The 6,690-nt window shown below is 34.2% G+C and carries 8 protein-coding genes; 1 reads left to right on the top strand and 7 read right to left on the bottom strand.

The window, feature by feature from the left end; all coding sequences use genetic code 11:
* Positions 1–247: 247 nt before the first annotated feature.
* Positions 248–730, bottom strand: coding sequence for a dihydrofolate reductase (locus tag ACNQGN_RS16575; RefSeq protein ID WP_417988950.1), 483 nt, complete (start codon positions 728–730; stop codon positions 248–250).
* Positions 731–744: 14 nt separating this feature from the next.
* A complete protein-coding gene (locus ACNQGN_RS16570; RefSeq protein WP_417988949.1) occupies positions 745–1,077 on the bottom strand; it encodes a 2TM domain-containing protein in 333 nt (110 codons plus the stop codon).
* Between the two features lie 236 nt (positions 1,078–1,313).
* On the opposite strand from ACNQGN_RS16570, the gene ACNQGN_RS16565 reads away from it, so the two are divergent.
* Complete coding sequence (locus ACNQGN_RS16565; RefSeq protein ID WP_417988948.1) at positions 1,314–1,610, top strand: isoamylase early set domain-containing protein; 297 nt, start codon at positions 1,314–1,316, stop codon at positions 1,608–1,610.
* A gap of 79 nt (positions 1,611–1,689) precedes the next feature.
* Here ACNQGN_RS16565 and ACNQGN_RS16560 read toward each other — a convergent pair whose 3' ends face one another.
* The 5 genes from ACNQGN_RS16560 to ACNQGN_RS16540 form a co-directional block, all read right to left on the bottom strand.
* Positions 1,690–2,514: a thymidylate synthase gene (locus ACNQGN_RS16560; protein ID WP_417988947.1), complete on the bottom strand. Its 825-nt coding sequence runs from the start codon at positions 2,512–2,514 to the stop codon at positions 1,690–1,692.
* 52 nt (positions 2,515–2,566) lie between these two features.
* A complete protein-coding gene (locus ACNQGN_RS16555; protein WP_417988946.1) occupies positions 2,567–3,196 on the bottom strand; it encodes a bifunctional nuclease domain-containing protein in 630 nt (209 codons plus the stop codon).
* 142 nt (positions 3,197–3,338) lie between these two features.
* Complete coding sequence (locus ACNQGN_RS16550) at positions 3,339–4,307, bottom strand: electron transfer flavoprotein subunit alpha/FixB family protein (RefSeq protein ID WP_417988945.1); 969 nt, start codon at positions 4,305–4,307, stop codon at positions 3,339–3,341.
* A gap of 85 nt (positions 4,308–4,392) precedes the next feature.
* Positions 4,393–5,139, bottom strand: coding sequence for an electron transfer flavoprotein subunit beta/FixA family protein (locus tag ACNQGN_RS16545; RefSeq protein ID WP_417988944.1), 747 nt, complete (start codon positions 5,137–5,139; stop codon positions 4,393–4,395).
* A gap of 239 nt (positions 5,140–5,378) precedes the next feature.
* Positions 5,379–6,680, bottom strand: a complete 1,302-nt coding sequence (locus tag ACNQGN_RS16540) for a sensor histidine kinase (RefSeq protein ID WP_417988943.1) — start codon at positions 6,678–6,680, stop codon at positions 5,379–5,381.
* Between the last annotated feature and the right edge of the window lie 10 nt (positions 6,681–6,690).

Genomic DNA, 6,690 nt, shown 5'->3' with positions numbered 1-6,690 from the left:
AGTGGAGAGATGTGATAAGAGCGCTTCAGGAATAAAACCTAGCAGCTCATTTACGGATACTTTGTGATCTTTAAAATTCGCCATAAATTACTGATTTATAGCAATAAATATACAAAAACTCCATAAAATAAACAAGAAAAATCTTGTTAAAATATATAAATAAAAATGAATTATTTTGAAAATATAAAACAAAAAAAAGTCGGAAGAAAAATCTTCCGACCACTCGTACCCAGTACGGGATGTTTTTTTATTTTCTGAGATAGGTCTGATACGTGTAATCGTAAAGATGTTTTTCATCTTTTTTATTAAATTCAGATGCGGTTATTTCCCATTCTTCCAAATTAATTTCCGGAAAAAAAGCATCCGCCTCAAAACTGTGATGAACTCTTGTGATTTCAATCTTATCAGAAAAAGGAAGTCCTAAATTATAAATTTCTCCACCTCCGATAATATAGGTAGTTTGATTCGTCGGACAAATCTCTAATGCTTTTTCTATGCTATCTACAATGATACAGCCCTCAGGGAGGTATTCTTGCTGTCGGGATATCACAATGTGAGTGCGATTGGGTAATGGCTTTGGAAAGCTCTCAAAAGTTTTGCGTCCCATTATGATATAATGTCCCGAAGTAAGTGTTTTAAATCTTTTGAAATCATTTGGAAGATGCCATACTAATTCATTGTTTTTTCCAAGCGCATTATTTTCGGCAACAGCCGCAATCATTACTATCATATTTCTCTTAATTTTTATATAGAGGATTCTTCGTTAATTTTTGTTTGTAATTGTTCTATTTTTTTTTGCTGAAGTGAAACAAGTCGATCTATCTGTTCTCTTTCCCAATTTTTATTCATAAAACGATCCGTAATGTACACTTTTATAAAGTGCAGAATGAAAATAAAAAGCCATATTGTAATTACCCAAATGGACCAATCTGAATTTATTCCAATTTCGAGAAAATTAGTAGATATAAATAGAAATAAACTACCTAAAAGAAATAAGACAAAATGGAAATACAGCGTTTTTTTTTGCTTAATCCTTCTTCTAGCATATTCGTATTGTTCGTGTTGTTCTTTTTCCATAGGTTAAATTTTGTTTATAAAGATAAATTTTATTTTGTAAAGGCACTATTTTGACTGGAGATTATTTAGTAAGAAAACGTTTTCTTATTTAGGATATAAAAATTAATACTCAGATAATTAGGGATTTATTGAAAAATTAACATTGTTTATGTCATTCTATTAAATCTTCATGTGCTTTGTCGAAAGTTCGTTTGAATTTATTTTCTTTGTCTCATAATTCTAAAAATGAAATAGTTATGTCAATAAAGAAACAATTTGTAAAAACAAAACCAGTTTGTAAAGTTACATTTTCAGTAGAAGCAAAGCAAGCAACATCAGCATCTGTGGTTGGTGATTTCAACAATTGGAATTTAGCCGAAGGTGCTTTGAGTAAATTAAAAAACGGAACCTTTAAAGCTACTTATGACTTGAACAAAGATGCGTCTTATGAGTTTAAATATGTTATAGATGGTGAGTTCGTAAATGAACCGGAAGCGGATTCATTTGTATGGAATGATTTTGCTGGTACTGAAAACAGCGTATTGTCTGTCTAATCAAATATAAAAATCCGCTGTGAAGCGGATTTTTTATTTCTTTTATCGGGAATTTGAATTTCAAACGTCATTTGTGGAGTTATACTGCAACGCTTCCTTTTATTAGAGCGTGCGGTTCATAACCTTCCAGTGTGAAATCATCAAAATCAAAATCGAAAATATTTTTTATCTGAGGATTTAAAATCATTTTTGGCAATGGTTTTGGCTCACGGGATAATTGCAATTGCAGTTGTTCAAAATGATTGTTGTAAATATGTGCATCGCCAAAAGTGTGAATAAATTCGCCTGGTTCTAATTCACAAACTTGTGCAATCATCATGGTAAGCAAAGCGTAGGAAGCGATATTAAAGGGAACACCTAAGAAAATATCAGCGCTTCGTTGGTATAATTGACAAGATAATTTTCCGTCGGAAACATAAAATTGAAAGAAGGCATGACAAGGGGGTAAAGCCGCCTTATTGTTGGCTACATTTTCCTCGAAAGATTTTTTCGTATCGGGCAGTACAGAAGGATTCCAAGCTGAAACAAGCATCCTGCGACTGTTGGGGTTGGTTTTCAGTTCTGTAATCAGTTCTGTAATCTGGTCAATTTCTTCGCTGTTCCAGTTGCGCCATTGATGGCCGTAAACGGGTCCCAGATCGCCATGGCTATCTGCCCAGGCATCCCAAATTTTCACTCCGTTTTCTTGAAGATACTTAATGTTTGTATCGCCTTTGAGAAACCAAAGTAATTCGTAAATAATAGATTTCAGATGGAGTTTTTTAGTGGTAACCATCGGAAAACCCTCACTTAAATCAAAACGCATTTGATATCCAAATACACTTTTTGTTCCGGTTCCGGTGCGATCTCCTTTTTGGCAACCGTTTTCCATAACGTGTTGCACTAAATCTAAATATTGCTTCATTTGCTTTGTGCTTTACGCTGCAGGAGGGTATGCCCTAAAGCGCACTGTTTTTTTATATTTCTCTTTTCGAAATTTCGTCTCTAATCTTAGCTGCTTTTTCGTAATCTTCATGTTCGACAGCTTGATCCAGCAACTCGTTCAATTCCTGTAGGCTGTGTTTAGAATACGTATGTCCGGATTGATTGCTTTCTTCTTCACGACCAAATGTATCCGGATTTGAAAGCACATCATCAATTTCCTGTGAATCTTTATTAGCTTCCAGAGGATTTGCTTTCAGGTAAATTCCAGCTTTATCAAGGATATTTTTATAAGTATAAATTGGCGCATTGAATCGCAACGCTAAAGCAATGGCATCGGAAGTTCTGGCGTCTATGATCTCTTCAATTTTATCTCTTTCACAAATGATACTGGAGTAAAAAACACCATCTACCAGTTTGTGAATAATGACTTGTTTTACAATGATATCAAAACGCTCAGCAAAATTTTTGAATAAATCGTGTGTCAAAGGGCGAGGAGGTTTGATTTCTTTTTCTAAAGCAATAGCAATAGATTGGGCTTCAAAAGCGCCTATGACAATAGGTAATTTTCTTTCACCGTCAACTTCATTCAAAATCAAAGCATACGCTCCGTTTTGGGTTTGACTGTATGAAATCCCTTTTATGGATAATTTAACTAAGCTCATAGTTGTTAAAATGGAAAAAGTACGATGTACTTATTTTTTTAATAAAAAATTAAGCGTATTTTTTATTCAAAAAAATTGCCGCCTAAGAGCAAAGATACAAATATCTTAATTTTTAGGCAGCAATTTGGAGAGATTTATTGAATTAAGACTGTTGCGCCTTAAATGCTTTTAGTTTTTCAATTAATTTTGGGACAATTTCAAAAGCATCTCCTACAATTCCGTAGTCGGCTACTTTGAAGAATGGCGCTTCGGGATCGCTATTGATAACCACTTTTACTTTAGAAGAGTTGATTCCTGCAATGTGCTGAATTGCTCCTGAAATTCCTATAGCAATATAAAGATTTGTAGCAACAGGCTTTCCGGTTTGTCCTACGTGTTCTCCGTGAGGTCTCCATCCTAAATCAGAAACGGGTTTTGAACAAGCAGTTGCAGCACCAAGTACCGAAGCTAGTTCTTCAATCATTCCCCAGTTTTCTGGACCTTTCAATCCGCGTCCTGCAGAAACCACAATATCTGCATCGGCGATAGAAACTTTTCCAGAAACTTTTTCCACTGATTCTACCTTTACTCCAAAATCGTTATCTCCAATTGTTGGATTGAAGTCCTCTTGGGTTAGAGTAGCATTATTTTCAAAAATACCATAGGAGTTTTTAGCAAGGCCAAGCACTTTTATATCGGTAGCAATTTCTGTAATGTTAAAAGCTTTGTTTGAAAAAGCATTTCTTTTTACTTGGAAAGGCGCAGTACTTACCGGCAATCCAACAACATTCGAAGCAAATCCTGCTTCTAAAGCCACAGCTACAAGTGAGGAAAGGTAAATGCTGTCTGTAGTTGATGAAAGTAAAACTAATTTAACGTTTTCTTTTTGAGCTGCCTGTTTGATTACATCGGCATACGCTTTGGCAGTAAATCCGGATAATTTATCGTTGTTTACTTTCAGTACTTTATCTACTCCATATTTTGATAATTCTGAAACATCTCCTGCATTTACGGTTACCGCTGTAACAGTTGTTCCTAATGATTCAGCTACTTTTTTTGCATAAGAAGCTAATTCGAAAGCTACTTTCTTGAATTTTCCTTCTGCGTATTCTGCATATATTAATATTGACATATTTTCAATTATTTTAAATGTTGAATTATAAATTTAGATTTAATTGTGAGGTTGAAATTCACAATTTAAAATTCATAACTTAAAATTATATTACTTTCGCTTCGTTGTGTAACAGATTGATTAATTCATCTAAATTCTCTGGTGCAATTAATTTTACCGCCGATTTAGCAGCTGGTTTTTCAAACTTTACCGCTTTTGTATTTACTGGAGCTTCAACGGGTTCAAGGATGGTTAGAAGTTTAGTTCTTGCCGTCATAATACCTCTCATGTTTGGAATACGCAGGTCTTTTTCTTCCACTAATCCTTTTTGTCCGCCAATGATTAAAGGAAGAGCAGTACTTACTGTTTCTTTTCCCCCGTCAATCTCACGAATTGCTTTTACATTAGTTCCGTCAACAGTAATACTTGTGCAGGAATTTAGAAAATTGTAGCCTAAAATTCCGGCGATCATTCCCGGAACCATTCCGCCATTATAATCAAGAGATTCTTTTCCAGCGATAATGACATCGTATGCGCCATTTTTAATTACTTCGGCAAGTTGTCTGGCAACAAAAAATCCGTCTGTAGGATTTGCATTGACACGAATGGCCTCATTTGCGCCTATTGCCAATGCTTTTCTTAAAGTAGGTTCTGTTTCTGGTCCTCCAACATTGACAACAGTAACCGTTGCGCCTTGTTGTTCTTGAAACCAGATAGCACGTGTTAAACCAAATTCATCATTTGGATTGATTACGTATTGTACACCATTTGTGTCAAATTCAGAGTCCCCATTAACAAAGTTGATTTTTGAAGTAGTATCAGGAACGTGACTGATGCAAACTAATATTTTCATAATTATAAATTTTGATTTTTCTAAAAAGCTTCGACAAATTTAAAATAATAATTCGAATAATATAGTATGCATGCATAATATTTTTCAATACTATTACGATTTCGTAATTTGAAAGGCAGCTGTATCCTTTTTGTGGGTCCTTTAGTCACAGGGAGATACGGCATATAACCGGAAACGGCTCCTGATTATTTTGAAGCTATTTTACATTTATGGGACTTAAAATATTTTTAAATTAAAATTTATATTGGCCATTCCAAAATTGAAGTGGTTCCAAATTTCGAATCTATTGTTTTATTAATTTTAAAGTTGCCCTTTAGCTGTTTTGTGAGTGCCTTTACAATAGATAGTCCCATTCCGGTGCAATTCTCTTTCTTTTCGAACCCTGATCCATTATCAGAAATGGTTAAAATATTGTTTTGATTAATTTGGCTTATGGTTATTTTTATCAAAGGATTTTCAGTTTCCTTAAACGCATGTTTAAACGAATTGGTAATTATTTCGTTGATTATCAATCCTAGAGAAATTACTTTTTCTACTTCATGTCGAATAGGGATGCAATCAATTTCAAAACATTCGTCATAGGATTCTCTGTAGGTAGATTGTATCATTTCGGTTAGTTGATTAATGTAATCCGGAATGTAAATGGACACCGCATTTTCTATGTTGTATAGTTTTTGATGGGCCAATAACATAGACAAAAGCCTGCTTTTAGCATCATTTATAGCCTCTTTTGATTTAGGGTCCGAAATATTCATGGATTGCATGTCTAATAAACTGATTACCAGTTGCAGGTTGTTTTTTACACGGTGACTTAACTCCTTAATCAGTGTTTCTATGTATTTGTTTCTTTCGTTTGTTTTTTCGAGCGCTATTTTTAATTCTTCGGCCGTAGTGTGTAATGCTGTTTTTTGACTTGATATTTCTTCATATAAAGTTTCTAACTCGGTACTTTTGGAAATAATTACCTGACGGTCTTCAGCCATTTTTTTTCTAAATGTTGCTATGATATAGGTTGTGAAAAACATGGCGTACAGCATTGTAATGGCGTGATCGGCAAAAGCTTCTTCGGGACTGTTGTATGCGATTATTAAGTGGGGGAAAGCATAATTTAATCCGATTAATGAAATTAGTAGTATGTAAAAAAACAGGTAGATAAGATTTTGTTTTTTTTCGGAAACAATAAGTACAAAGACATTAAGAAACATTAAGATAAGGTAGGTTACGGTTCCATTTACACCAGCGTTAAAGAAAAACATGCTGCCTAGAATTAGGCCAGTTGAAATTAGGTAATAAGCAATCAGCTGAGTGGAATATCTGTTTTTAAAACGGGAAAGGTAAAAAAGCGTGAATGTGATTATAAATCCTATAAAACTTAACGCTATAACGGTAAAGTTGAGCCCGATAACATAGTTGGCGATAGTGCCTACTAGTGCAAATACCGAAATGGAAAATGAAGATATATTGAATATGCGTTGTTCCAGTTCTAAACTTTCATCACCGCCTATTTTTTTCATGAAGGCTTTACCATTTTCTAATCTCATAATCTCAAAT

Origin of the sequence: Flavobacterium rhamnosi (assembly GCF_048286515.1) — a bacterium.
Taxonomy (GTDB): Bacteria; Bacteroidota; Bacteroidia; order Flavobacteriales; family Flavobacteriaceae; genus Flavobacterium.
Note: the sequence above shows the minus strand (reverse complement) of the source record. Positions and strands in the feature narration are given on the sequence as shown.